The organism is Moraxella pluranimalium, from assembly GCF_002014825.1.
Taxonomy (GTDB): Bacteria; Pseudomonadota; Gammaproteobacteria; order Pseudomonadales; family Moraxellaceae; genus Moraxella; species Moraxella pluranimalium.
In genome coordinates this window covers 1-25441 of record NZ_MUYU01000015.1, presented here as the reverse complement: position 1 = coordinate 25441, position 25441 = coordinate 1, and the positions used below count along the sequence as shown (strand labels likewise).

Below are 25441 nucleotides of genomic sequence, written 5' to 3'. Positions count from 1 at the left end.
GGTGATGGGTGGTTATCCCAAGCCGTAAGCTAATACTGATGAACATAAATTGCGTCGAGCGCATCAATGATTATTGCTTGCATAATGTGCAAATAGCTAAATTTGTGAAATCATCTATCAAATGCTATTTGTTATTAAACAATAATAATTATCATTTGTGTTTATGATAGCAGATTTTTGATAAATTGCAAATTTAAATCACCAAAATTGGCAAAATTTATCAAAAAAAGTTTATAACCTATTGAATTAATTACAATGATCATTATGAATACCCATCAAACAACCCCCAAAGATAACCCCGTTATCCGTGTCGCTGTGGCAGTGATTCGTTATCAGGATGAATTTTTGCTCGCGATGCGTCAAGCACATCAGCATCAAGGCGGTAAGCTTGAGTTCGTCGGTGGCAAGATAGAGCAGGGCGAATTGGCGGAGCTTGCGCTCATCCGAGAAGTGGGCGAAGAAATCGGGCTTGATTTACAAACCGACCAGTTGGTTCGTTTTGGCGTGATTGCGCATGATTATACGGATAAGTCTGTTGAATTGCACATTTATCAAGTACATCTAACCAATACACAGTACCACGCATTTCGCCATCGCACGCACGGCTGTGAAAATCAAGCACTGCATTGGCTAAGCATCGATGAGCTACTGATGAGTGGCGAGCTTTTGCCTGCGGCGAATGTGCGGATTTTAGATTGGCTTAGCCTTACTGATAAGCTGATTATTTCGCATGACTTGGCGCACTTTGGCACGATAGATGAGTTTGTGCAGTATTATGTAGCTCATCTACCCAATCAAGCTTGGTTCTATCTACGCCCACAGACTGATGTGGCGATGGCAAGACAGCTGTATCAAGCCATCAATACGCACCGCACTGACATTTGTATGGTGATAAAAGATGACTTATATCTGGCGTACCGTGATGAATTTGATGGTATAAACAGTACCGTGATGGTCAAATTATCCGCACAGACTTTGAGTAAGTGTGTGGATATGCAGGGGCAGATGACGAATTGTGCACAGTGTTTACCAACAGGCTTACCAAAAGATTTACCGCTACTCGTCGGTGTCCATGATACGCATGAAGTCACGCTTGCCAATCACTTAGCACGCCATGCCCGTGTCATCGGTGCACTCGTGTCGCCTGTGAAGATGACCCAAAGCCATCCAACTGTGCAGGCACTCGGTTGGCAGGGCTTTGGCGAGTTGGCAGGGCGACTGAGTATGCCTGCGATTGCTTTGGGTGGACTTGATTTATCGGATGAGCGGACGGCTAGCGTCAATGGTGCAGTGGCGATTGCAGGGATTCGTGGGATGATGACTGGGTAAAATGATGAGCAATGATTAAATGAACCGCAATTTGCCCAAAATATATACAATTTGCACATCATTAACATTAATTTAATAAATATCGTCATTTTTTAAATTGATTAAAATTGCGTCGGCAGTGATTTTGTTTTACAATCTTGTTGATTAAGCAATTTTTTTTATGCCGATGATGTGCCAAATCGCATTATCGGTTCTCCCAAACTGATTTTATCATTGAAAAAAGGTGGCAATATGTCTGCTAATCTGTACCAATCTCATCTGGCGACTCGCCAAGCCCAAGAAGCAACCGCAGCCAAGCTTATCGCAGCGTTGAGCCTGCTTGCAGCAAAAGATGTAACCGTTTCATTCTTTGGTGAGCGTGTGGCACTATCGGTCGCCAAAGTGCTAGCACTGCACGACCAGCATGGTGTGGATGTGGCAGCGTCATTGGCACTGGCAGAAAGCCTAGTTGCTCAAGGCAACACCACCGCTCGCATTGACCTAGGTCAAGCCATCAAAGCAGGCAAATCAGCAGCAGACTTCGCCCAAGGCACAGCGGCAGCGACAGATGTCGTGCTATACGGCTTTGGTCGTATCGGTCGTATCCTAGCACGCCTATTGATGAGCCGTCCTGCATCATCAGCAGGCCTACAGCTCAAGGCCATCGTCGTGCGTCCAGCAGGCGAAGGCGACCTTGCCAAGCGTGCAAGCCTACTTGAGCGTGACTCAGTACATGGCTGGTTCGATGGTAGCGTGAGCATCGATGAAGCCAATAACGGCATCATTGCCAATGGCCGCTTTATCCAAGTCATCTATGCAGCCGACCCAAGCGAAATCGACTACACCGCCTATGGTATCGATAATGCATTGGTCATCGACAACACCGGTAAATGGAAAGATGAAGCAGGTCTAGGCAAGCACCTAGCATCAAAAGGCGTGGCAAAAGTGCTACTGACCGCACCTGCCAAAGGTGACATCAAAAATGTGGTCTATGGTGTGAACCACAGCACCATCGGCGATGACAAAATCGTCTCAGCTGCCAGCTGCACCACCAACGCCATCACCCCAACGCTAAAAGTCCTACACGATGCCTTTGGTGTGGTCAATGGTCATATGGAAACTGTTCACGCATTCACCAATGACCAAAATCTCGTGGACAACCACCACAAAGCCGACCGCCGTGGCCGTGCCGCACCGCTAAACATGGTGATGACCAGCACAGGCGCAGCATCAGCGGTATCAAAAGCCATCCCAGAGCTTAAAGGCAAGCTATCAGGCAACGCCATCCGTGTACCGACGCCAAATGTGTCATTGGCTATTTTGAACCTAAACTTCGAAAAAGAAGTGGGTACAGCTGATGAGCTAAATGCCTTTATGAAGGCTGTCGCCCAAAGCGAACAATGGCAAGAGCAAATCAACTACTCAGATTCACCTGAAGCGGTCTCAACTGACTTCGTCGGTTCTGAAAAAGTCGCCATCTTTGATGCCAAAGCCACCATCGCCAGTGGCAACCGTGCGACCATGTACATCTGGTACGATAACGAAATGGGCTATAGCACCCAAGTTATCCGTGTCGCCGAAGAAATGGCAGGCGTGCGTTACTAATCATCAGCACGACTGATTGACACAACCATCAAATGGCTAAAGCTGTTTGGTGGTTTTCATGCTTAATAGGAATAACAATGAAGCAAAGTTTATCTCCACCACGCTTATTGTCCGAGTGCGAATTGCGATTGATTAAGTATTTGCTTGGTATGTGCCAACTTCCATTTAAGTTAGATTTGTCAATTTCGCAAACTTTTGTCGTGGAATTGCTTGATGATGGTGGTATGGGGTCAATGCAATTTTTGCGTGAGTGTCGTCACAAGCGATTGTATGGTAAGCCATTAATCGAAGTTACAACTTTTGATACAGATGGTAGAAAGGTATTTTTGGAATTATCAGTTGATGAAGATGGTTATCTTTATGAGTTAGATAGTTTTACGACTGATTTTAAAGCTTTAAAAGCCCCATTGGGAACTACATTTATCTTTGAAGATATTTTTATTTATGAATAAGGAATTTGGGGGATTGATAAAATGATAGTTTTTAATGATGATATGTATGAGCTTTAATCGCGAGCGGGAGAACAAATTGTTGACTTGTATGACATGGATAAATTCATTCAACCGGTTCTTATTTATATATCGGATGATGTCAAAAATTTGATTGAGTAAATTGTGTGCATCATTATCATACTCAACCACCAAACCCAATTTGGTGGTTTTGCTTTGTCTGCTCAATAATCCCCCAAAACCTGCCAAACTGTGCTAAAATACATCACTATGCCCAAATTTTGTGCGGTGGGTGGTCGCACGGGCGAAAGATTTTTTATTTTAGTCAGAATTTAGTCAGTTGGAAAAGATATGCGTTTTATTGATGAAGCTGTGATCAGCGTCAAAGCAGGTGATGGCGGTAATGGGATTGTGAGTTTTCGCCGTGAGAAATTTGTCCCAAAAGGTGGGCCAGATGGCGGTGATGGTGGCAAAGGCGGTGATGTCTATGCCATCGCCGATGATAATACCAATACGCTGGTGGATTATCGCTATACTCGTAAATTCGAAGCTCGCCGTGGCGAAAATGGCGGCAGTAAAAACTGCTCGGGCAAAGGGGCGGATGATATTTATCTAGCAGTGCCGATTGGCACGACGATTATTGATACCGATTTGGATTTGGTGATTGGTGATTTGACCGAAAAAGGTCAAAAAATTCTCATCGCCAAAGGTGGTGATGGTGGTTTTGGTAATACCCGCTTTAAATCAAGCACCAACCAAGCACCCCGCAAAGCCACGCCGGGTTTCCCGGGTCAAGCCAAAAATATCAAGCTTGAACTCAAAGTCGTCGCCGATGTCGGCTTGATTGGTCTGCCAAATGCCGGCAAATCAACTTTTATCCGTCAAGTGTCGGCAGCTCGCCCAAAGGTGGCGGATTATCCATTTACCACGCTCGTGCCAAATCTTGGCGTGGTGGATGTCGGCACGCATCAGTCATTTGTGATGGCAGATATTCCAGGTCTAATCGAAGGGGCGTCTGATGGTGCAGGGCTTGGCATTCGTTTTTTAAAGCATGTGGCGCGTACTCGTCGTCTGCTACACATCGTCGATGTACAGCCGATTGATGGCTCAGATCCTGTGGCGAATGCCGAGATTATCTTAAATGAGCTTGAAAAATTCTCGCATGAGTTATCACAGCTACCACAGATTTTGGTCCTAAATAAGATTGACCAAATCCCCGAAGAAGACCAAAACGCCGTCTGTACTGACATCGTGGCACGACTTGGCTGGACAGGCATGGTGTTTCGTACATCGACCTTGACCGGTGATGGTGTGGATGCGGTGAAGTTTCATCTGATGAATGCCATCGAAGAAGAGCGTGAGCGTGAAATCGAAGATCCTATCTTTGCCGAAGAGCAAGCCGAACGCTTCCGCCGTCTCGAAGAAGAAGTGCGTCATAACACCGAAATCCAAAAAGAAGCCTATCGTGCGATGCGTAAAGCACAGCGTGAAGGCATCAGTGATGATGACGATGATGACTTTAATGAAGATGATTATGATGTCAAAGTCGAGTACGCACCGTACTAAGCACATCACAGGTTCATGGATAAGCAGATGAAAACCAAGCGCATCGTCGTCAAAATCGGCTCATCGCTACTGACCAATAACGGTCGGGGGCTAGATCGCACAGCGATTTATGAATGGGCGAGACAAATCGCTGAACTACAAAACAGCGGTCATGAAGTCCTGCTCGTCTCAAGCGGTGCGGTTGCCGAAGGGGTGGTGCGGATGAATCTGCCCGAACGACCCAAAAAGCTAGAAGCATTGCAAGCGTGTGCGTCGATTGGACAGATGGGTTTGATTGAGACTTGGTGGCAGGCACTCATTCAAAAAGGCGTGCAGTCATCACAGGTACTACTGACCCATGATGATTTGGCGCATCGTTCTCGTTATCTGAATATCTCGCAGACCATCGCACAGCTGATGGAATGGCGTGTCGTGCCTGTGATTAACGAAAACGACACCATCAGCTATGATGAGATTAAGTTTGGGGATAATGACAGCTTGGGAGCGATGGCAGCGGCGATGATTCATGCTGATTTGTACATTATCTTGACCGACCAAGACGGCGTATTCACCGACAATCCCCGCACCAATCCTGATGCCAAGCTCATCGAACAAGAGCGCGCGATGGCAGATTATCTGTTTGATGTTGCCGGTGATGGTGGCAAATGGGGCAGTGGCGGTATGCTGACCAAAATCCGTGCAGCTCGCTTAGCAGCGATGAGTCAGTGCCAAACGGTGATTGCCAGTGGCAAGGTGGATGATGTGATTATCCGCCTAGCGCATGGCGAGCGTATCGGCACGCTATTGACGACTGATAGCAGTGATAAGCTAATCGCCAAGAAACAATGGCTCGCTGCACACATCCGCATGGCAGGCACGCTCATCATCGATGATGGGGCAAAGACCGCCATCACGACCAACCACAAGAGCCTGTTGCCGATTGGAGTGCTCGAAGTGCAGGGTGATTTTGATGCAGGGAGTGTGGTTGAGATTGTCGATACTGCCAAAACTCGCATTGCGGTGGGTCAAGTGGGCTTTTCGTCCGCTGATGCCAAATTAATCACCCAAAAAAGCTCCGCCCAAATCCATGATATCTTGCCACACTTTGACGAAAAATCGGTGATGGTACATCGAGATGAGATGGCGATTTTATAGTTATTATTAAATTTAAAATTCACTTTGCTAATAATTTGCTAATTTAGGATAAGCTATGACCGAATTTGCTCCGCTAAAAAATGACCGCCTATTGCGTGCCATTCGCTTTGAGCCTGTGGATACGACCCCTGTATGGATGATGCGTCAAGCAGGGCGTTATTTACCAGAGTACAAAGAAGTCCGTGCGCAGGCGGGGGATTTTTTGAGCCTATGCAAAGATACGGACAAGGCGACCGAAGTCACCTTACAGCCACTGCGTCGATTTGAGCTGGATGCGGCGATTTTGTTCAGTGATATTTTGACCATTCCTGATGCGTTTGATTTGGGTCTATATTTTGCCGAAGGTGAAGGCCCAAAGCTCAAAAAAACCGTTCGAACAGAATCTGACATCGCAGCCTTGCCAAAGATTGATATGAACTCATCGCTAGACTATGTGATGAAAGCAGTGACAAGCATCCGCACGGCACTCAATGGTCAAGTGCCGTTGTTTGGTTTTTCGGGTAGTCCGTGGACATTGGCGACTTATATGGTCGAAGGTGGCTCAAGCCGTGAGTTTCGCCATACCAAGCAGATGATGTATGCCACGCCAGAGCTGCTACACGCACTACTTGCCAAGATTGCTGATGCGGTGGTGGATTATCTGGATGCCCAAATCCGTGCAGGGGCGCAGATTGTGCAGATTTTTGATAGTTGGGGTGGGGCATTGGGTCATCGCCAATTTGCTGAATTTAGCCATCGCTATAACCGTGACATCGCTGCACGCCTAAAAGCCATCCATCCTGATGTGCCTGTGGTGCTATTCACCAAAGGCGGTGGACTGTGGCTAGATATCCAAGCGGACAGCCAAGCTGATGCATTGGGGCTAGATTGGACGATGCCACTGGATAAGGCACGCCATACGCTATCGGCGCTGAACGCCAAAAAAGCCCTACAAGGCAACCTAGACCCTGCGACCATCTATGGCACGCCTGATGCCATCCGTGCCGAAGTCAAGCGGATGCTGGATGATGCCTATGTGCTTGATAAGACAGGCTATGTGGCAAACTTCGGGCATGGCATCACCCAGTGGTCAAACCCCGACCATGCCAAAGCCTTTATTGATGCGGTGCATGAATATCAGATTTAAACAGGGTTAAATTAAAAAGACTTGGGTGTGTGCCAAGTCTTTTTTTTGCCACGAACAATTATTTTGTTTGATGTTTGGCTTGATGCTGTAAATATTGTTCGGTGTATTCATTGAGCGACAAGTAATTTGCACCGCCAGCAAAATCAGGATTGTTAAGCTGTACAATATCATCTTGCCAATTACACTTTAGGCAAATATCAAAACTGCCATATTCTTCAAACATCGGTGTTTTACAGCATGGGCAAGGTAGTAGATTTTCTGACATTTTCTCACCTTTTGTTTATCGATTGGATTGCTGTTTCAAAAACCAACGACGACAATCACTGAGTTGTTCAAAAGATGTACTGATACTAACAACATAATAATCAAATCTGCTTGCGTTGGCTACATATTGACTGTTACTGACAGTCAGTGAATTTTCGCCCAAGCAATATTTACGATGGCTAGCGGCTTCATCAGGTGATGATGTATCAAACGGCACTATACCGAGTGTATCGATATTTTGAGTTATCTGTGCAAAGATTTGATCCGCTGTTTGCTTATCTTTGATGTGGTATACGCCCGTCACCGAGACAAGGCGTATCTGATGTTTGATATAGATGTCAAACCGAGTAGGGCTTGGCAGATGAGCAGTGGCTTTAGAGTAGATGTTGTTAAGCTCAGCTTGTTTTGCTTCAAAATTCAATTTAAGATATTGGTAGAGTTCGGGATTGGCTTGCTTGTCCTGATAATGACTAATCTCAACAAAAAGTATAAAAATCACAAGCAAAACCGCACCAATCACCAAAAGGTATCGAGTGATTTTTGGTGTTTGTCTCCATTCGTCGGTGTCTAGGGTTTGTTCACGAAAAATTTGAACAAATCCTTTTTTGCGTGGCTGATTGCTCATAGAAATAAAAGCCTGTCATACCAAAGCATGACAGGCACAATATCTTAACGCTCCAAAATACAAGTGACGCCTTGACCGCCTGCAGCACAGATAGAAATCAGCGCACGACCCGAGCCTTTTTGGGCTAGTAGCTTGGCGGCGGTAGCCAGAATGCGCCCACCAGTAGCTGCAAATGGATGTCCTGCGGCTAGGCTTGAGCCATTGACATTCAGCTTACTGCGGTCGATTGCACCTAATGGTGCATCAAGCCCTAGGCGAGTTTTGCAAAAATTCTCATCTTCCCAAGCTGCCAGTGTCGATAGCACCTGCGATGCAAAGGCTTCATGAATTTCATAAAAATCAAAGTCTTGTAGCGTAAGACCGGCACGAGCGAGCATCTGTGGCACAGCATAGGCAGGTGCCATCAGTAGCCCTTCGGTCAAGCCTTGCTTACCAATAAAATCCACCGCAGCTGTCTGCTGATGAGTGATGTATGCCAGTGGTTCATAGCCATGCGCAGCCGCCCACTCTTCACTCGATAGCAGTACGCAAGAGGCGCCATCGGTCAGCGGTGTGGAGTTGCCTGCGGTCATGGTTGGGTTGGCGTTCTTTTTGCCAAAGGCAGGTTTTAGCGTGCCAAGCTTTTCAAGTGTGGTATCGGCACGCAGGTTGTTGTCTTGGGTCAAGCCCTTATAAGGCGTGATTAAATCATCAAAAAAGCCTTCTTGATACGCACGAGCCAAGTTTTGGTGGCTATCAAAAGCCAGCTTATCTTGATCGGCACGGCTGATGTCCCACTCAAGTGCGGTGATGGCTTGGTGCTCGCCCATAGATAATGCGGTGCGTGGCTCGCCATTTTGGGGGAATGCGATTAAATCTTTTGGGTTGATGCTCGCCAATGCACTCAAGCGATCTTTGGCAGTTTTGGCATTGCCAAGGCGGATAAGCGCACGACGCAGACCATCACCAAGTGCAATCGGCGCATCTGATGTGGTGTCTGTACCGCCTGCGATACCGCTATCGATGATGCCTAGTGCGATTTTATTGGCGACAGCAAAAGCTGATTGCAGACCTGTGCCACACGCCTGTGAGATGTCATAAGTTGGCGTCGTTGCAGGCAGGCGAGTGTTGAGCACCGCTTCACGAGTTAGGTTCAGATCATTGCTGTGCTTGAGCACTGTACCTGCGACCACTTCGCCGATTGGCTTATCCGCCAAGTCAAAACGCTCAATCAAGCCATCTAGGGCAGCGGTGAGCATATCGATATTGCTGGCATCAGCATAAGCGCCATTACTACGAGCAAAAGGGATGCGATTACCGCCTAGGATGGCGACTTTTTTGATGGATGACATGATAAATTTCCTTTTTTTTGGTCAATGAAATGTAGAAAAGTGGTTCTAGCTTAGCATTAATGAATGATAAAATGGGAAAAAATCACTGATTGATAATAAATAGTTTTTCAATAAATATCTTGTATAACTATAAGTTGGTATAAAGGCGAAAAATTTCACCGTTTTGGTGCAAATCTGCCAAGTTTTGCATACTAAGCCCAAATTGTGTGCTAAAATGATTAGTTAATATCTAAGAATTGATGCGGATTTGATGCTTTGACATCCATCAGCACCACGCAAAAAGGAGAAAGACATGAGTGATCGTTATGGCGAATTGATGCAATCTTCTATCGGCAGAAAAGTTGCCAAAAATCTTGGCTTGCCCGTGCCAATCAAGCTGGACCGCTATGAAGCTGGTCAGCCGATTTTGCGTGGTGAAGTGGCGCTTGGTCTGTCTCAGGGGGATGATACATCGGTGCGAGCACTGCTTGGCGAGTATCTGACTGCACTTGATGCCAAAGTTGCGACCAATCAAGGCGATGACTATCCTGCCAAATCCACATCGCTTGAGAGCCGTCTGACGGATGAGAATGCTCGCTTTAAGGTGGCGATTTTTGATGCGACTAATATCCGCTCGGCCGATGAACTCAAGCAAGTGTATGACTTTTTTCATCCGATTGCCCGCCGTATCAAATCATCAGGCCGTATCATCATCATCGCTCGCCCTGAATGCTGTACAGGCACGGATGTGGGCTTTGCCTTAGCACAGCGTGCGGTGCTTGGCTTTACCAAATCCATCGCCAAAGAATTCAAAAAAGGCATCACCGCCCAAGTGCTCTATGTCCAAAAAGGTGCAGAAAGTGAGCTGCCGCACACGCTGGATTTCTTTATTTCTGCCAAGTCTGCCTATGTATCAGCACAGCCGATTACTATTAAAAAATCTCAAGCGGATACCGCCGATGAACTTAACGGCAAAAAGGTGCTCGTCACAGGCGCAAGTCGTGGTATCGGCAAGGCGATTGCACAGGTGCTGGCTCGTGAAGGCGCAAAGGTGTATTGTCTAGATGTACCCCAAAGCCTAGCCGACCTACAAGCGGTCGCAGGTGAGATTGGCGGTCATGCTTTGCCACTAGACATCACCGCGACCGACGCTGCTGAACAAATCATCAAAGCCTGCGGTACACTTGATGGCGTGGTGCACAATGCAGGCGTGACCCGTGATAAGACCCTTGCCAATATGAGTGAAGAGCAGTGGAATCTGGTGATGAATATCAACCTAGCTGCCATCGCTCGTATCAATGATTATCTACTGTCACATGACGGGCTATCAGCACAGGCTCGCATCGTCTGCGTGTCATCGATTTCGGGTATCGCAGGTAATCTAGGTCAGTCAAACTATGCCATGAGTAAGGCAGGCGTGATTGGCTTGGTGGAAGCTACCGCCAAGCTACTGTCTGACTCGGCTCGCACGATTAATGCTGTCGCACCGGGCTTTATCGAAACTAAGATGACCGGTCAAATCCCATTCGCCATCCGTGAAGCCGGTCGCCGTATGAACTCAATGAGTCAAGGCGGTGAGCCTGTCGATGTGGCAGAGACCATCGCATGGATGCTATCGCCAAAAGCAGGCGGTATCAATGGTAATATTGTGCGTGTCTGCGGTCAAAGCGTGCTCGGTGCTTAAATCTAGCATCTAGCACCAAAGCAATTTACGCCTGATGTGCTCATTGGGCGTTGTATCAGTTTACTGGCGAGTGCCAAAGGATAGGATTATGTCGGATTTGCATTTTAAAGAATTGCCAAAGATGCACACCACTTATGCCAATGTCATCAAAAGCTTGCTACCGCATGGCGACAGCAAGGCAAGCACACTACCGACATCGGTATATACGGTGGATAAGCTTGCAATTGATGAGAGCAACTTAAAAGAATATCGCAAAATCTGTGGGTTCATGGATGATGGGCGAGTGCCTGCGACTTATTTTGCGGTGCTATCACAGACTTTGCAGATGAATATGATGGCAAAGCCAGAGTTTCCGTTTGCGATGCTTGGGCTTGTACATATCGAAAACAGCGTTACGCAGCATCGAGTGATTTTTGATACCGAAACTGTGTCAATGGCAGTGCGCTTAGATAACCTACAAGCACACGAAAAAGGTCAGCAGTTTGATTTTATCACCACTGTATCTGTTGATGATGAAGTGGTGTGGGAAGGGGTATCGACTTATCTGTCCCGCCAAAAAAAGAGCAAACAAGAGCGTGATGCCCAAAAAGCAACCGCCGATAAGCCTGCCCCTGTCACGGCCAAGCTTGAGCCTGTCGATGGCGGTGTGCATGAGATGATTTCGGTTGCCGAAGACATCGGCCGTCGCTATGCCTTCGTCTCGGGTGATTTTAATCTCATTCACTTGCACCCCTTGTCCGCTCGTGCCTTTGGTTTCCCAAAAGCGATTGCGCATGGGATGTGGAGCAAGGCAAAATCACTGGCAATTTTATCAAAAAACTTCAAACTGCCATCTGCCTATCGTGTGGATGTGTCATTTAAGTTGCCTGTATTTTTGCCATCGACGGTTGAGCTCATCAGTGATGCACCGTGTGAGCTGGGTGTAGAATTTGGCGTCTATGCCACCAAGGGCGATAAGCCGCATTTGGTTGGTAGTATTGCGTATTTGTAATCCTTGATGTTTTTAAAATTTATAAATAATAGATAAGAGAAATTATGGCTAATTGGCAAGACTTTGATGAAATTTTGGCAAAATTACAGCTCGATGATGTCCCTGCTGGTGGTGCACTCGTGGTGTATCATGATGGTCAAAAAGTGGTCGATACCGCTGTGGGCGAGTCATTGCCAAATCAGCCGTGGTCATCATCGACCTTGTCGGTGAATTTCTCTATCGGTAAAGGTGTGATGGCGACCTTGATTGCGGTGCTTGTCTCAAAAGGACTGCTTGACTATGAGCGAGCCATTGCCGATGATTGGGCAGAATTTGCCCAAAATGGCAAACAACACATCCGCCTAAAAGATGTGCTTAGCCATAGTGCAGGTTTGTTTGATATCACAAGCATCACCACCGATGCCAATGATTTGCTTGATTGGCAAGGAATGTGCCAAAAGGTTGCCGCCATGCCGATTGGCACGCCAAAAGCCCAAGAGACCAATCATTATGCCAGTGCTTATAGTGCGCTCGTGTCGGGTTGGGTGCTGGGTGGTTTGGTTGAGCGTGCGACGGGCAAGCCACTTCAGCAGGTGCTAGATGAGTATCTTGCTAAGCCTTTAGGGGTGGTCGGTGAGCTGTTTTATGGAGTGGATGCGTCTTTGATTGGGCAGATTGCCAAGCCTGAACGGTATTTTTATGAACTACCGACCCAAAGCACGCCACGCCGTAAGCCGGTGCTCAAGCCTGATAGCGATGCGACTTTGCAGACCTTTGGCAGTTTACCTGTTGCACCACTATGGCAAAGTGCGCTCGGTGATGCGACCATCAACACCGCCAATGTCAATCGTCTGTATTTTGACACCAGTCGCATGAATTTGGTCAATTACAAAAACGCACTGATGCCAAACAGTCGTGATGGGCTTGAATATCATCGCTCGGATGTGCTGATGGCGTGTATTCCTGCCGCTAACGGCGTCTCAACTGCTAATGCGCTTGCCAAGATTTATGCCATGCACGCCAATGATGGCGTATGGCAGGGTGAGACACTGATTGATACGGCGACTTTGGCAAAAATGCGTAGTATCCAAACAGACGGCTATGATGCGGTGATGCCTGCCAATATGCGTTGGCGGATGGGCTTTCATCGTGTCTTTAGCCTACAAAATGCCGATACCGCCTATGGGCATATGGGCTATAATGGCTCGGTGGCGTTTTGTGACCCATCACGCAAACTGTCTTTTGTTTTTATTCATAATTTTGATACCACAATGCTCAATGATATTCGCCAGTTTGCGTTATCGGAGATGGCGTTGGGTATCGCATAATTATTCATTTTAAGTAATCAGTATCCAAATTTTATCTTAGGAGTAGCCATGAGCGAACCGCGTCAGATGAATGTGATGATTTCTGCCGAAGAAATCTCAAAGCGTGTCAAAGAATTGGGCGAGCAAATCAATGCTCATTATAAAGACAGCGACAAAGAGCTGATTTTAATCGGCTTATTGCGTGGCTCGGTGATTTTTATGGCGGATTTGTGCCGTGAAGTGACTAAGGCACACGAAATTGATTTTATGACTGTATCAAGTTATATTAACAAAAGCACCGTATCAAGCGGCGATGTCAAAATCATCAAAGACCTAGACAGCGAAATCAAAGGCAAAGATGTGCTGATTGTCGAAGACATCATCGACTCTGGTCGCACGCTATCTAAAGTCGTCGAAATCCTACAAACTCGTGAGCCAAACTCAATCGAGCTATGCACTTTGGTGAGTAAGCCATCACGCCGTGAGATTGAGATGCCTGTTAAGTTTATGGGCTTTGAAGTGGAAGACCGCTTTATCGTCGGTTATGGTCTTGATTATGACCAAAAATATCGCCATTTACCATTTATTGGTGAAATCGGTCTGTAATTTTTTTTGTTTGAGCCATCGTGATTGTTCGATGGCTTTTTTTATGATCGATAGAGAATTGTCGCTAGTAAATTTGGCATAAATTGACTATAATTTATGTGGTATAAATTTCTTTTGACCTAAACAAAAAAGGTGACTTATGGCATTGGTATTAGACGGCAAAGCATTGGCAGCACAAATCGAAAATGAGCTTACAGAGCGAGTAGCGGCGTACAAAGCAAAGACAAATCGTACACCGATTCTAGCAACCATCTTGGTGGGTGACGACCCTGCATCAGCGACCTATGTCCGCATGAAAGGCAATGCCTGTAAGCGTGTGGGCATGGATAGTATCCGAGTTGAGATGCCTGAGAGCACCACGACCGAAGAGCTACTTGCCAAGATTGATGAGCTCAATGCCAACCGTGATGTGCATGGGATTTTGCTACAGCACCCTGTGCCTGCGCAGATTGATGAGCGTGCGTGCTTTGACCGTATCAGCCTAGCCAAAGATGTTGATGGTGTCACCTGTTTGGGCTTTGGCAATATGTCAATGGGTGAGCCTGCCTATGGCTCATGCACACCGCAGGGCATCATGCACTTATTAAATCATTACAATGTTGAGCTGGCTGGTAAGCACGCTGTCGTCGTCGGTCGCAGTGCTATCCTAGGCAAGCCAATGGCAATGATGCTACTAAACGCTAACTGCACTGTGACCATCTGCCATTCTAAGACCAAAGATTTGCCAACTCATATCGCCAATGCTGACATCGTCGTCGGTGCGGTCGGTGTGCCTGAGCTGATTAAAAAAGACTGGATTAAACCAGGTGCGGTGGTTGTGGATGCAGGATTTCACCCGACAGATACCGGTGGTTGTGGCGATATTGAGCTTGGTGGTATTGATGCTGTGGCATCAGCTTATACGCCTGTACCGGGTGGTGTCGGCCCAATGACGATTAATACGCTGATTCGTCAAACGGTCGAAGCTGCCGAAAAAGAAGCAGGGCTTGCTTGATTGTTATACTGATATAATGATAAATGCACTCAAAAATTGGGTGCATTTTTATTTGGCATAATTTCTTATTAACTTTCAAAGCTAAAATGATGCCAATGCTTAAAGTGGGTGATAATGTGGTTATCAAGGATGTCGATACCAAAAACAAAAGCCGTCCAAGTGGACGACTTTTGGGTAGGTGGGTGAGCTGATTAGTGATCAACTGCAGCACCAGCACCTTTTGGATAGCGAACGCTTTCGACTAGGTCTTGTACGTCTTTTGGTGGCGGTGGGGTCATTGATGAAACAACGAACGCAACGGCGAAGTTAATCAGCGCACCGATTGCACCAAAAGATAGTGGCGAGATACCCAAGATCCATTCTGCTTCCACGTTTTGGAAAGTGTTTGTACCTGGGATAAAGAACCAGCCCATGTATAAGAATACATATACGCAAGTAATCACACCACCGACAATCATACCTGCTGTTGCGCCTGCTGAGTTGATGCGTTTTGAGAAAATACCCATCATCAAGGCAGGGAACAGTGTAGAGCCTGCGATACCAAAGGCAACGGCAACAACCTGAGCGGCAAAGCCTGGTGGGTTGATACCTAGATAAGTTGCAACCGCAATCGCTACAGTCATCGAGATACGAGCTGCCATCAATTCGCCCTTATCAGTGATGTCAGGCTTGATGGTTTTCTTAATCAAGTCATGCGAGATGGCAGACGAGATGGCAAGCAATAGACCGGCAGCGGTAGATAGTGCAGCAGCCAAGCCACCAGCAGCAATCAGACCGATAACCCAACCTGGTAGGTTTGCAATTTCAGGGTTGGCTAGTACCAAGATGTCGTTGTTTACGGTTAGCTCATTGCCTGCCCAGCCTTTTTCGGCAGCGACAGTCGTATTGAACTCTTCGTTCTTGTCATTGTAGTACTGGATGCGGCCGTCACCGTTCTTGTCTTCGAACTTCAACAGACCGGTATTTTCCCAGTTGACCACCCACTCAGGACGCTCAGCGTGTACCAATGCAGGTGCATCACGGCCTTCTGGATAGACGGTGTTGATGATGTTCATACGCGCCATCGAGCCAACCGCAGGGGCAGTCGTGTATAGCAATGCGATGAAAATCAGTGTCCAGCCAGCCGAAGTACGCGCATCAGAGACTTTTGGCACAGTAAAGAAGCGGATGATAACGTGTGGCAAGCCTGCTGTACCTACCATCAACGACATGGTTAGTAGGAACATGTTTAGTTTGTTTGGCACATCAGCGGTGTATTGATCAAAGCCAAGGTCGGTAACTAGCATATCAAGCTTTTGTAGGATTGGCGTACCGCTTGCAACATCAGTGCCAAACATACCAAGCTGTGGAATTGGGTTGCCAGTTAGGTTTAGCGAGATGAAAATTGCAGGTACGATGTAAGCAATCATCAAGACGACATACTGTGCCACCTGAGTATAGGTAATGCCTTTCATACCGCCAAGTACCGCATAGAACAGTACCACAACCGCAGCAATCAATAGACCTGTGGTGCTATCAACTTCCAAGAAGCGAGAGAACGCCACGCCTGCACCAGTCATCTGACCGATTACATAAGTCGTACACGCCAAAATCAAGCACACCACCGCAACCAAGCGAGCGGTCTTTGAGTAGAAGCGGTCGCCGATAAAATCAGGTACGGTGAATTTACCAAACTTACGCAGATACGGCGCAAGTAGTAGCGCAAGCAGTACGAAACCACCAGTCCAGCCCATCAAGTAGGCAGATGCCGCATAGCCACCCATCGCAAGCATACCTGCCATCGAGATGAATGACGCCGCACTCATCCAGTCAGCACCGGTCGCCATACCATTGACAACAGGGTGTACGCCGCCACCAGCGACATAGAATTCTTTGGTTGAGCCAGCGCGCGCCCAAATCGCAATACCGAAGTATAGGGCGAATGACAGACCGACAAAGATAATATTAATCCAAAACTGACTCATGGCTTAGTCCTCCGTGACGCCAAATTCTTTATCAATTTTTGCCATTTTCCATGAGTAATAGAAAATCAATAGAATAAAGCAAATCATTGAACCTTGCTGACCAAACCAAAATCCAAGGTCTGAGCCACCAAACTGAATGCCTGCCAATAGCGGACGCAGCCAAATCGCAAAGCCATGCGAGCACAGCAACCAAATGACAAGACAGACAACAATTAGACGAACATTGGCTTTCCAATATCCCTGTGCATCATGTTGTGACATAAATCACTCCTTATGAGAAAGGGCAGGGATAAGGCAGTGTGACATCGATGATGTATCGATGAGTGAATGCAATCCCTGCGAAGTGTCTTCCTTTTTATGACCAATCTACTTTTTATTTTGCATTGTTATAACGCTATTTGAAAGCAGATGGTGATAGAATAGCATAACTTTTTGTTAATGCAATATATTTGTATCAAAAAATTGTAAAAAGTTACGCTTATGTTACGCATAGTGTGGTTGACTGAATGATAAAATTCATAAAAATCAATGACTTGTAAATTTCTAAAAGTTGACAAATTTTGACCGCTAATGCATGAAATTATCCATATTACACATAATCATCATGCCAAAAATGCTAAGTGGATGATTTTTAAGGTGAAAATTTACAGTGCATCGCTTGTATTTTTGGGAATATTCAGCGTAATAAAAAAGCCATTATCAAACTGATAATGGCAATGAGTTGGGGTTTATTTTGGATGTGTGAAAAATCACACTCGGCGGTGCTTTAATGCCAGATACATCATCGCCACATTGATGGCGTCATTGAGTGCATCATGGCGGGGCAAATCAGGAATGCCAAGCGTTTTGACCATATTTGCCATCGTCAAATCGACATCCGCATCATAGTATTTGTGCTTGGTTTCTTGGGCGTGAAACAGCCGAGAGACTTCAATTTGTGGTTGGGGCAGTTTGATGCCAAGCATCGGTTTGAGAAATTTATTCACCATCGCCACATCATATTCCAAGAAATAACCCACAAGCGGACGACCGCCAACAAAGTGCAAAAATTGCTCAATGGCATCTTCAACCGTCGTGCCATGTGTCAAATCTTTTGGGCGTAGTCCATGAATGGTGACATTGGTCGCCTCCATCATACCTTCGGGTTTGATGAGTATCTCAAAGGTCTCGCTGGTCAAGATTTTATTGCCACGGATTTTGACCGCACCGATGGAGATGATTTGTGCTTCTGCCACATTGAGACTGGTGGTCTCGCAGTCAAAGCTGACCAGCTCATCAGGATGTGTGTCGTACAAAAACTCATAGCGTTTGTCCCGCAGTTTGGTGCGATAATAGTGCTGTACAAGCTTATTAAACATCATCTCCCCCTATGAATATTGTAGGTTGAAATGACTGCTGACAAAGCCCTTAAAGCGTTTCACCACTTGCAAGGCATCCTTGAGCAAGTCCCGCTCAAGCGTCGATAGGCGTTCGGTGGCGACTTGGTTGGGTAGGACTTCTTGACCTTGTTTGATGGCGGTGAGTCCATTTTTTAGGCGAGTGTGCATCAGATATGCCAACGCTTCGCTGACATCTTGGCTGAGTTGTTTTTCGATAATGCCCATTGATGCAAGCTTTGCGATACGCTCAAAGGTGTTGGTCTCGCCGATTTTGGCTTGTAGGCTAAGCGCACGCACGCCATGTACGACGGGGAAAGTGCCCATTTTTTTGATATCCATTTTGTGCTTTTTTTGCCCAAGAAACTGCGCAAAGAATCCTTGCCCATCTTCGTTGAACTGATTGACTGCACGGGCAAAGCCCATCAGCATACCCACATCGTCACTTAGATTATTCATCAGGTATGATTGCACTTCTTGTAATAAGCTGGTATCGCCTGCAACAGCTTTGGCATCCACAAAAATCGCCAAATTCATCATGTTCTCACCGCTGGCACTGCGACACCATGAGCCGACCATCTGACGAAAATCGCTCAAATTTTGGCACCAAGTCGGATTATTGACCATCACTTTGCCTTGACAAGGTGGATAGCCAAAGCTGGTCAGCACTTCTGAGAACCGTTCGGCGTATGGCATGACGGTGGCGATATCGATACCATCTTTGACGATGAGCGCATTGTCTTGGTCGGTCTTGAGCACCTGCTCGCCACGCCCTTCAGAACCCATAACAATCAAGCAAGAGTTCGCCACGATATCAGCAGGGGCGATGAGTTGCCATGCTTTTTCGAACAATCTGGCGTTCAGCACTTGCATTAGCTGAGCAAGCTGCTTGGCTTGCATCCCATTGGCAAATAGTGCTGAGATGGTGCTTGTCATCTGTGATGCGACGGCGGTTAGCTCATCGAGCGTGGTGGCGACTTCGAGTTTCTCGGCAATCAGGTGGCTGTGATTGGACAAAAACGCCAAGATATCCACCTGCTCAAGAATACCAAGCGGGTCGCCATTTTTGGTGACGACCACACGCTGAACACGGTGGTTCATCATCTTAAGCAGGGCGGTGAACATAAAATCATCGATATCCACGCTGATAAGCTCAAAGCGTGCCAAGTGATGTACCGCTTCATGGACATTGACAATGCCATCGCTTTGGGTGATGACATCACGAAACAGCGACTCGGTCACAAGCCCGATACGCCCCTCGTGATGAATGAGTAGCGATTTGGATTTGTGGCTTTGCATGGCTTTGCCCGCTTCAAGTAGACTGATATTGCCACTATAAAGCTCATCATAAGGGCGGTAGGCGTCTTTGACTTTGGCGGTGAATAGACCTGCCAGCTCATTATCTCGCTTGTTGCCGGTTTGGGCTTGGAGCTTGTCGGCGATATTGGCAAAAAAATACGCCCCAAATTCGCTGTTTTTTTCGATCAGCTCTCGGATGATGCTTTTTGGGATGGCGTACAGTAGGCTTTGATCAACGGCGATAAAGCTGTGGCGATAAGTCTGCTCAAACAGCGCCCGTGTATCAAAGCTGTCTGATGGATGATATAGCGCCAACACTTCGCCGTCGGCATCGACTTCTTGGATCATGCCCTTGATGACGATATATAAAGTATCAATGCTGTCATTGGCCTGTATGACGGTCGCTTGATCATCAAAAAATACGATGTCGGTGGCTTTTTCGAGTGTCTGACGCTGTGAGCTGGTCAGGCTATTATAAGGGGCGGTGCTAAAGTCAAAACGGTTCATGAGCAATCCTTATCATGAAATATTAACACAAACAGTGGGGAAATTTTTATAGAAAATCCTGTTTGATATATTAGCAGATGGCAAGAATTTGACAAGTGGTATAGATAAATAAACTTAGCCAAAAATAAAAAATTTGCTACAAAACTGCGGGCAAATATTTTATAATGACTGTCAATTAACATCATTCACGAGTAAACAATGTCTATCAAATCCGATCGCTGGATCCGCAAAATGGCCGAAGAGCATGAGATGATCTCGCCATTTGAGCCAAATCAAGTGCGTTATAATGAACAAGGCGTCAAGCTGGTCAGCTATGGCACATCAAGCTATGGCTATGATGTCCGCTGTGCCAATGAATTTAAGGTCTTTACCAATGTGCATTCCGCTATTGTTGACCCAAAAAACTTTGACGAAAGAAGTTTTATCGATATCGTCGGTGATGAGTGCATCATTCCACCGAACTCATTTGCACTGGCTCGCACGGTTGAGTATTTCAAAATCCCCCGTGATGTGCTGACTGTGTGTCTTGGCAAATCGACTTATGCACGCTGTGGCATCATCGTCAATGTGACACCGCTTGAGCCTGAATGGGAAGGTCATGTGACGCTTGAATTTAGTAATACCACCAACTTGCCTGCTCGTATCTATGCCGGTGAAGGCGTGGCGCAGATGCTATTTTTCCAGTCGGATGCCGATGATGTCTGCGAAACATCGTACAAAGACCGTGGCGGTAAATATCAAGGTCAAACAGGCGTGACTTTGCCAAAGACCTAAAACCAAATGCTGTGTTATCACAATCAAACCCTTAAGTATCTCTTAGGGGTTTTATAATTTATGTACAATAGTTACAAAATAGCACGGAATTTTGGCGAGTGCTATTATACAATAAGCCATATTTTAAGCTAATATTGAGAATGTATTATGAGCGATATCCGTATCGAAAAAACACACAATTTTGATTTTGCCACCGCACGAGACAGAGCCAAGCAGTGGCTAGCCGAAGCCGAACAAGAATTTGGACTAAAAGCCACCTACATCGAAGGCGATACCGTCGATACTGCTAGCATCAGCAAGGCAGGCGTGGATGCCAAAGCGGTGCTGGACGCCCAAAAAATCGTCTTTGAAGCATCGCTTGGGTTTTTTGCCAAGCCATTAAAAGGGCTGATTAGCGATGGGATTAATGACGGTTTGCAGAAGTATTTTGCGTAATAAATGAATATGATGAGATTGTTATTTAAAAAATTGACACTAGCCTGCTTGGCAATGGGTTCGGTATCTGCAGTTGCGCAATTACCACCTGTTTTGTCAAATAAACTTGCGGCTGCTGGATTGAATGAATCGCAGGTAAGTGTGCTAATCAAGCCATTAGCACAGGGCAATTATGAAGTAATGCATCGCACAAGCGAGCCAAGATTACCCGCCTCAACTCAAAAGTTAGTCACAACATATGTTGGGCTAGATACTATGGGTGCGGATTATCGCTGGGCAACTCAGGTGTATCAACAGGGTGCACGTGTTAATAATACGTTGCTTGGAGATTTGATTATTAAAGGAAATGGAGACCCTTCGTTTACATATAATGATCTAAGGGTTTTGTTGCAAAGGATTTATGCTTCAGGCATTCATCATGTGCAAGGTGATATCATTATTGATAACCATGTATTTTCAAATGTTTCGTATGATATTGCTGCATTCGATGGACAGCCTCAAAAATGGTATAACGCAGCGCCAAATGCGCTTTTGATTAATTTTGGCACAGTGGAAATTGATGTCTTGGCTGATATCCGCTCTAGTACGGCATTGGTACAAGTTTTGCCAACTTTGGCGGATTTTGAAGCGCCAACAACAGCCAGTGCTGGTGCGGGTGGTTGTGGTAAAAAACATATGCCTTGGGTGACGCTTACGCAGACCGCATTGACAATGGGGCGAGTAGCGAATAACTGTGGTAGATTTAGCCATCAAGTTACTTTTGATGACGCAAATAAACTAGCAATCAAATCTATCAAAGGTGAGTGGCAGAAGATTCAACCAGATTTTCAGGGTGATGTTCGGCTAATTACGCAACAAGAATTAAAAAGAGTAAATTTAAATTACCCAATTTTAACCCAATTTTCTAGACCGCTTAGTGAGCAAATCTACCAAATCAATCAAGATTCTAACAATGTCATGACTGAACAATTGGCATTGAGCATTCCTTTGGCTAAAGGTGAGATGGTCAGTGATTACCCTAAAGCTTTTTTTGCAATTGATCAGTGGTGGAAGGCAAACTTAACAACACTGCCACCAGTTATCACTCGTGCCTCTGGTCTATGTAGGGATTGTGCTATTACACCTGAGTCCATGGCAAGCTTATTGACTCATGCTTATCATTCAGATAAGTTTAACTATTATCTTGAGTCTTTACCTAATGTTGGAATGACTGGCACAATGAAAAGTTATGCCTTGCGAAATCCTAATGGGCCGGCAATTGCAAGATCGTGGGTTAAGACAGGGACTTTGGACAATGTAAAAGCGATTGCAGGATATGCAAAAGATTTAAGTGATCAATGGTATGTGGTTATTGCAATTATTAACGCGCCAATGGCTGGCGCCAACACGAAATCGTATATTTTCTTAGATGGGGTTTTAAATACAATTACCTCGCATCGTAGCCTGCCTTTGATTCAATCAGAACAGGTAGAGCAGACTCAGATGGGTTCACAGCCCAATCAAGGTGTACCAAATATGACGCCAACATCCATTCAGAATAATGCAGTGATGGGAGATGAATAATGACAGCAGAGATGATTATTAGCATTTGTTTGGGGATTGGTCTGGCGGCGAGTACGGGCTTTCGGGTGTTTGTGCCGTTGTTTGGTTTGTCTTTGGCGGCGTATTTTGGCATCATTCCGCTCAATGAGACTTGGGCATGGGTTGGTAGCTTATCCGCCTTGATTATCCTAGGGGTGGCAAGCGTGGTTGAGTCCATCAGCTATCTGGTACCTGTGGTGGATAATCTACTTGATACCATCGCTGTGCCATTGGCAGGCGTGGCAGGTACGCTTGTGATGGCAAGCACCTTGACCGACATGAGTCCTGCGATGACTTGGGCGCTTGCCATCGTCGCAGGGGGTGGAGCGGCAGCGACCATCAAGACCACATCGGCTGCGACTCGTGCGGTATCGACCGCGACCACAGCAGGCGTTGCCAATCCTGTGTTTGGGGTGGCGGAGACGGGTGCAGCGATTGGGCTGTCGGCATTGTCTATCTTTGTACCGGTGCTTGGTTTTGTGGCGGTATTGATTGCGTTTTTTGGGTTGATTTGGCTTGGACTGCGTATCAAGCGTAAGATGGCGCAATCATCATAACCCAAGATAAAACCCCTTTAATAACCTGCGCTAGATGTATCTGGTGCAGGTTTTTTGTATCTTTTGGCATCAGTCACTTTGTGTACTATCCAGCACCAACTGACAAAACGCCTGCACTGCATCATCATCCTGTCGTGACAAGAGGACGATGGCAGTGATGATAATCGGCTTGCCATCATCATCGGTCAGTGGGATAAAGCCACTGTCACCGGCAAAATTTGCCAAACTCTCAGGCACGAGCGCCACAAGCTCACTACAGGCAACCAGTGCGATTTGGGCGACGGCGGATGTGGTCTCGGCATAGATTTTCGGCTCAAAACCGACCGACTTACACGCGCTGATGACTTCATCAAAGGACTTTGGGCTGACGAGCCGTTTATGCATCACAAAGCTTTCGTGCGCAAGTGCCGATAGCTTTAATGTCTTTGCTTTGGCAAGCGGATGGGTTTTTGGCAGTACGGCGCACAGCGTGTCATTTTTGATAGGAATGCTACGAATGCCTGATGCTTGATGACTATCAAGCGGTGCACGCACCAGCGCCACATCGATTTTACCATCGGCAAGTAGGGCGGTCGCACCTGCGCTATTAATCTCTTGGACGATGATTTTGGTATCAGGATATTGCTTGCCAAATTCATCGATGAGTCGTGGTAACATCTGCGTCATCGACTGCGTAATCGCACCCACACGGATGGTGTGATTGACGCCTTTTAGCACATCATCTATCTCTTGTTGTAGCGTCATCATCTGCTGGACGAATAGCTGTGCCTTAGGCAGGATGCGTTGCCCTGTACTGGTCAGCTGTACGCCATTTTTTGAGCGGTGAAATAGCACCGTGCCCAGATTGGCTTCGAGCGTCTTGATATGCTCGGTCAACGGGGGCTGCGACATACCCAGTCGCTCGGCGGCACGCCCGATACTGCCTTCTTGGGCAACGACGGTGAACAGATACAGATGGCGAATCAGACGAAAGTTAAGCATAGTTTTATCCTATGGATGATAGCTTTTAAATATATTTTACCTATAAAAATAAAGCTTGTACACTACCCACATCTTTTTTATCACAGCGTGGAGTGACAGATGTTTGGTATCACTGATTTGACGGCTTATGTATTGACGGTGCTTGTGCTGATTGCGCTACCGGGCCCAAATTCGATGTTTTGTTTTGGTACGGCGTTGGCACATGGATTTACTAAGGCGAAATTTGCCATCATGGGGACCTTTCTTGGTAATGGCACGCTGATTATGGCATCGGCATTGGGCGCAGGGGCATTGCTCACTCGTTATCCGTTTTTGTTCGGTGCGATAAAGATGGTAGGGGCGGCATATTTGACTTATCTGGGTGGGCGGTTGTTGTTGAATATGACCAAGCTTGGCAAAGCGGATAAGCCATCGCCTACAAAGCAAGTGGCAATGACGCCAACTGGTACAAAATCCATGACCCAATCAAGCACTTTATTCAAAAAAGCGTTATTAATCGCACTGCTCAATCCCAAAGGCTTGGTATTTTTCCCTGCGGTGATGATTCAGTTTGTGGCGACCGATACGGCAAATCCGATGATGAGTCTGCTCGTGCTTAGGCTGATTTTCCAAAGTTGTAGCTTGATGTTTCTACTGATACTCACCAAATGCTCGGGTCTGATTGGTCAAAAGCTGGGTCAATTTGCTTGGCTCAATCAAGTGGGGCAAACTGGTGCAGGGCTGATTTTCTTGGGATTTGCGGTCAAGCTTGCGATGGCGTGATGACTGACTAAATACATGGCAATGTCAAAATATCGGCTGATATTATTGAATTTATCTGAACAAAAATTTGGGTTTGTATTATAATCACAATAAAACCACCCAAAAGCTTTGGGAAATCCAAATCAACTGCTATGAGTGGTGATTTTGTACTGGTATATTTTTTGAGTAGGTATGATAGTTTTGGTATGTAGTCCAGTAGGATGCATACCATGCACCATCAAAAAACTTTTAATCAACGGTGTAGTGGTCAACTAATT

At 46.3% G+C, this 25441-nt stretch carries 24 protein-coding genes; 16 read left to right on the top strand and 8 right to left on the bottom strand.

Annotated features, from left to right (window positions below):
* Positions 1–264 precede the first annotated feature (264 nt).
* The 6 genes from B0680_RS06030 to hemE all read left to right on the top strand — a co-directional run bounded on the left by B0680_RS06030 (position 265) and on the right by hemE (position 7188).
* Positions 265–1329, top strand: coding sequence for an NUDIX domain-containing protein (locus B0680_RS06030; RefSeq protein WP_158078306.1), 1065 nt, complete (start codon positions 265–267; stop codon positions 1327–1329).
* A gap of 231 nt (positions 1330–1560) precedes the next feature.
* A complete protein-coding gene (locus B0680_RS06025; protein WP_078254200.1) occupies positions 1561–2913 on the top strand; it encodes a glyceraldehyde-3-phosphate dehydrogenase in 1353 nt (450 codons plus the stop codon).
* Between the two features lie 77 nt (positions 2914–2990).
* Positions 2991–3365, top strand: coding sequence for a DUF6984 family protein (locus tag B0680_RS06020; protein ID WP_078254199.1), 375 nt, complete (start codon positions 2991–2993; stop codon positions 3363–3365).
* A 348-nt stretch (positions 3366–3713) separates the two neighbouring features.
* A complete protein-coding gene (cgtA, locus tag B0680_RS06015; RefSeq protein ID WP_078254198.1) occupies positions 3714–4928 on the top strand; it encodes an Obg family GTPase CgtA in 1215 nt (404 codons plus the stop codon).
* A gap of 15 nt (positions 4929–4943) precedes the next feature.
* Positions 4944–6062 (top strand): glutamate 5-kinase, encoded by a 1119-nt coding sequence (proB, locus tag B0680_RS06010; protein WP_078254197.1) that lies wholly within the window; start codon positions 4944–4946, stop codon positions 6060–6062.
* 55 nt (positions 6063–6117) lie between these two features.
* Positions 6118–7188 carry a uroporphyrinogen decarboxylase gene (gene hemE / locus B0680_RS06005; RefSeq protein ID WP_078254196.1) on the top strand — a complete coding sequence of 357 codons (1071 nt, stop codon included), beginning with the start codon at positions 6118–6120 and terminating at the stop codon, positions 7186–7188.
* A 58-nt stretch (positions 7189–7246) separates the two neighbouring features.
* Here hemE and B0680_RS06000 read toward each other — a convergent pair whose 3' ends face one another.
* Genes B0680_RS06000 through B0680_RS05990 form a run of 3 tightly spaced genes read right to left on the bottom strand, consistent with a single transcriptional unit; the run spans position 7247 to position 9408 of the window.
* Positions 7247–7453 carry a CPCC family cysteine-rich protein gene (locus B0680_RS06000; protein WP_078254195.1) on the bottom strand — a complete coding sequence of 69 codons (207 nt, stop codon included), beginning with the start codon at positions 7451–7453 and terminating at the stop codon, positions 7247–7249.
* Between the two features lie 15 nt (positions 7454–7468).
* Positions 7469–8077, bottom strand: a complete 609-nt coding sequence (locus tag B0680_RS05995) for a hypothetical protein (RefSeq protein ID WP_078254194.1) — start codon at positions 8075–8077, stop codon at positions 7469–7471.
* A 44-nt stretch (positions 8078–8121) separates the two neighbouring features.
* Entirely contained in the window at positions 8122–9408 is a 1287-nt protein-coding gene (locus B0680_RS05990; RefSeq protein WP_078254193.1) for an acetyl-CoA C-acetyltransferase, read from the bottom strand.
* 292 nt (positions 9409–9700) lie between these two features.
* Here B0680_RS05990 and B0680_RS05985 point away from each other — a divergent pair, with 292 nt between their 5' ends.
* The 5 genes from B0680_RS05985 to folD all read left to right on the top strand — a co-directional run bounded on the left by B0680_RS05985 (position 9701) and on the right by folD (position 14948).
* Positions 9701–11071: a 3-oxoacyl-ACP reductase gene (locus B0680_RS05985; protein ID WP_078254192.1), complete on the top strand. Its 1371-nt coding sequence runs from the start codon at positions 9701–9703 to the stop codon at positions 11069–11071.
* A gap of 88 nt (positions 11072–11159) precedes the next feature.
* Positions 11160–12062: a MaoC family dehydratase gene (locus B0680_RS05980; protein ID WP_078254191.1), complete on the top strand. Its 903-nt coding sequence runs from the start codon at positions 11160–11162 to the stop codon at positions 12060–12062.
* A gap of 44 nt (positions 12063–12106) precedes the next feature.
* Entirely contained in the window at positions 12107–13369 is a 1263-nt protein-coding gene (locus B0680_RS05975) for a serine hydrolase domain-containing protein (RefSeq protein ID WP_078254190.1), read from the top strand.
* Between the two features lie 48 nt (positions 13370–13417).
* Positions 13418–13954, top strand: coding sequence for a hypoxanthine phosphoribosyltransferase (hpt, locus tag B0680_RS05970; protein ID WP_078254189.1), 537 nt, complete (start codon positions 13418–13420; stop codon positions 13952–13954).
* A gap of 139 nt (positions 13955–14093) precedes the next feature.
* On the top strand, positions 14094–14948 hold the full coding sequence (gene folD / locus B0680_RS05965; protein ID WP_078254188.1) for a bifunctional methylenetetrahydrofolate dehydrogenase/methenyltetrahydrofolate cyclohydrolase FolD: 855 nt from the start codon (positions 14094–14096) through the stop codon (positions 14946–14948).
* Positions 14949–15139: 191 nt separating this feature from the next.
* On the opposite strand, the gene B0680_RS05960 is transcribed toward folD, so the two are convergent.
* From B0680_RS05960 to B0680_RS05945, 4 genes are all read right to left on the bottom strand, one after another.
* Positions 15140–16912, bottom strand: coding sequence for a sodium:solute symporter family protein (locus tag B0680_RS05960; protein WP_078254187.1), 1773 nt, complete (start codon positions 16910–16912; stop codon positions 15140–15142).
* A 3-nt stretch (positions 16913–16915) separates the two neighbouring features.
* Positions 16916–17173: a DUF4212 domain-containing protein gene (locus B0680_RS05955; protein ID WP_078254186.1), complete on the bottom strand. Its 258-nt coding sequence runs from the start codon at positions 17171–17173 to the stop codon at positions 16916–16918.
* Positions 17174–17661: 488 nt separating this feature from the next.
* On the bottom strand, positions 17662–18270 hold the full coding sequence (locus B0680_RS05950) for a 3'-5' exonuclease (RefSeq protein WP_078254185.1): 609 nt from the start codon (positions 18268–18270) through the stop codon (positions 17662–17664).
* A gap of 9 nt (positions 18271–18279) precedes the next feature.
* On the bottom strand, positions 18280–20094 hold the full coding sequence (locus B0680_RS05945) for a DUF294 nucleotidyltransferase-like domain-containing protein (protein WP_078254184.1): 1815 nt from the start codon (positions 20092–20094) through the stop codon (positions 18280–18282).
* Between the two features lie 198 nt (positions 20095–20292).
* On the opposite strand from B0680_RS05945, the gene dcd reads away from it, so the two are divergent.
* From dcd to B0680_RS05925, 4 genes are all read left to right on the top strand, one after another.
* Positions 20293–20868 (top strand): dCTP deaminase, encoded by a 576-nt coding sequence (gene dcd, locus B0680_RS05940; RefSeq protein ID WP_078254183.1) that lies wholly within the window; start codon positions 20293–20295, stop codon positions 20866–20868.
* 147 nt (positions 20869–21015) lie between these two features.
* Positions 21016–21303, top strand: coding sequence for a polyhydroxyalkanoic acid system family protein (locus B0680_RS05935; RefSeq protein WP_078254182.1), 288 nt, complete (start codon positions 21016–21018; stop codon positions 21301–21303).
* Positions 21304–21306: 3 nt separating this feature from the next.
* Positions 21307–22866: a D-alanyl-D-alanine carboxypeptidase/D-alanyl-D-alanine endopeptidase gene (gene dacB, locus B0680_RS05930; RefSeq protein ID WP_078254181.1), complete on the top strand. Its 1560-nt coding sequence runs from the start codon at positions 21307–21309 to the stop codon at positions 22864–22866.
* Positions 22866–23441, top strand: a complete 576-nt coding sequence (locus B0680_RS05925) for a DUF4126 domain-containing protein (RefSeq protein ID WP_078254180.1) — start codon at positions 22866–22868, stop codon at positions 23439–23441. Before dacB ends, B0680_RS05925 begins: the two co-directional genes overlap by 1 nt.
* A 69-nt stretch (positions 23442–23510) precedes the next feature.
* Here the strand turns inward: B0680_RS05925 and B0680_RS05920 are convergent, their stop codons facing one another.
* The gene (locus B0680_RS05920) at positions 23511–24422 is read right to left on the bottom strand and encodes a LysR family transcriptional regulator (RefSeq protein WP_078254179.1); all 912 of its coding nucleotides are present in this window, start codon (positions 24420–24422) and stop codon (positions 23511–23513) included.
* 99 nt (positions 24423–24521) lie between these two features.
* On the opposite strand from B0680_RS05920, the gene B0680_RS05915 reads away from it, so the two are divergent.
* The gene (locus B0680_RS05915) at positions 24522–25184 is read left to right on the top strand and encodes a LysE family transporter (protein ID WP_078254178.1); all 663 of its coding nucleotides are present in this window, start codon (positions 24522–24524) and stop codon (positions 25182–25184) included.
* Positions 25185–25441: the final 257 nt, after the last annotated feature.

Coding starts and splice junctions, on each gene's coding strand:
- B0680_RS06030 (WP_158078306.1), top strand. CDS start 265: ATGAATACCCATCAAACAACCCCCAAAGATAACCCCGTTATCCGTGTC.
- B0680_RS06025 (WP_078254200.1), top strand. CDS start 1,561: ATGTCTGCTAATCTGTACCAATCTCATCTGGCGACTCGCCAAGCCCAA.
- B0680_RS06020 (WP_078254199.1), top strand. CDS start 2,991: ATGAAGCAAAGTTTATCTCCACCACGCTTATTGTCCGAGTGCGAATTG.
- cgtA (WP_078254198.1), top strand. CDS start 3,714: ATGCGTTTTATTGATGAAGCTGTGATCAGCGTCAAAGCAGGTGATGGC.
- proB (WP_078254197.1), top strand. CDS start 4,944: ATGGATAAGCAGATGAAAACCAAGCGCATCGTCGTCAAAATCGGCTCA.
- hemE (WP_078254196.1), top strand. CDS start 6,118: ATGACCGAATTTGCTCCGCTAAAAAATGACCGCCTATTGCGTGCCATT.
- B0680_RS06000 (WP_078254195.1), bottom strand. CDS start 7,453: ATGTCAGAAAATCTACTACCTTGCCCATGCTGTAAAACACCGATGTTT.
- B0680_RS05995 (WP_078254194.1), bottom strand. CDS start 8,077: ATGAGCAATCAGCCACGCAAAAAAGGATTTGTTCAAATTTTTCGTGAA.
- B0680_RS05990 (WP_078254193.1), bottom strand. CDS start 9,408: ATGTCATCCATCAAAAAAGTCGCCATCCTAGGCGGTAATCGCATCCCT.
- B0680_RS05985 (WP_078254192.1), top strand. CDS start 9,701: ATGAGTGATCGTTATGGCGAATTGATGCAATCTTCTATCGGCAGAAAA.
- B0680_RS05980 (WP_078254191.1), top strand. CDS start 11,160: ATGTCGGATTTGCATTTTAAAGAATTGCCAAAGATGCACACCACTTAT.
- B0680_RS05975 (WP_078254190.1), top strand. CDS start 12,107: ATGGCTAATTGGCAAGACTTTGATGAAATTTTGGCAAAATTACAGCTC.
- hpt (WP_078254189.1), top strand. CDS start 13,418: ATGAGCGAACCGCGTCAGATGAATGTGATGATTTCTGCCGAAGAAATC.
- folD (WP_078254188.1), top strand. CDS start 14,094: ATGGCATTGGTATTAGACGGCAAAGCATTGGCAGCACAAATCGAAAAT.
- B0680_RS05960 (WP_078254187.1), bottom strand. CDS start 16,912: ATGAGTCAGTTTTGGATTAATATTATCTTTGTCGGTCTGTCATTCGCC.
- B0680_RS05955 (WP_078254186.1), bottom strand. CDS start 17,173: ATGTCACAACATGATGCACAGGGATATTGGAAAGCCAATGTTCGTCTA.
- B0680_RS05950 (WP_078254185.1), bottom strand. CDS start 18,270: ATGTTTAATAAGCTTGTACAGCACTATTATCGCACCAAACTGCGGGAC.
- B0680_RS05945 (WP_078254184.1), bottom strand. CDS start 20,094: ATGAACCGTTTTGACTTTAGCACCGCCCCTTATAATAGCCTGACCAGC.
- dcd (WP_078254183.1), top strand. CDS start 20,293: ATGTCTATCAAATCCGATCGCTGGATCCGCAAAATGGCCGAAGAGCAT.
- B0680_RS05935 (WP_078254182.1), top strand. CDS start 21,016: ATGAGCGATATCCGTATCGAAAAAACACACAATTTTGATTTTGCCACC.
- dacB (WP_078254181.1), top strand. CDS start 21,307: ATGAATATGATGAGATTGTTATTTAAAAAATTGACACTAGCCTGCTTG.
- B0680_RS05925 (WP_078254180.1), top strand. CDS start 22,866: ATGACAGCAGAGATGATTATTAGCATTTGTTTGGGGATTGGTCTGGCG.
- B0680_RS05920 (WP_078254179.1), bottom strand. CDS start 24,422: ATGCTTAACTTTCGTCTGATTCGCCATCTGTATCTGTTCACCGTCGTT.
- B0680_RS05915 (WP_078254178.1), top strand. CDS start 24,522: ATGTTTGGTATCACTGATTTGACGGCTTATGTATTGACGGTGCTTGTG.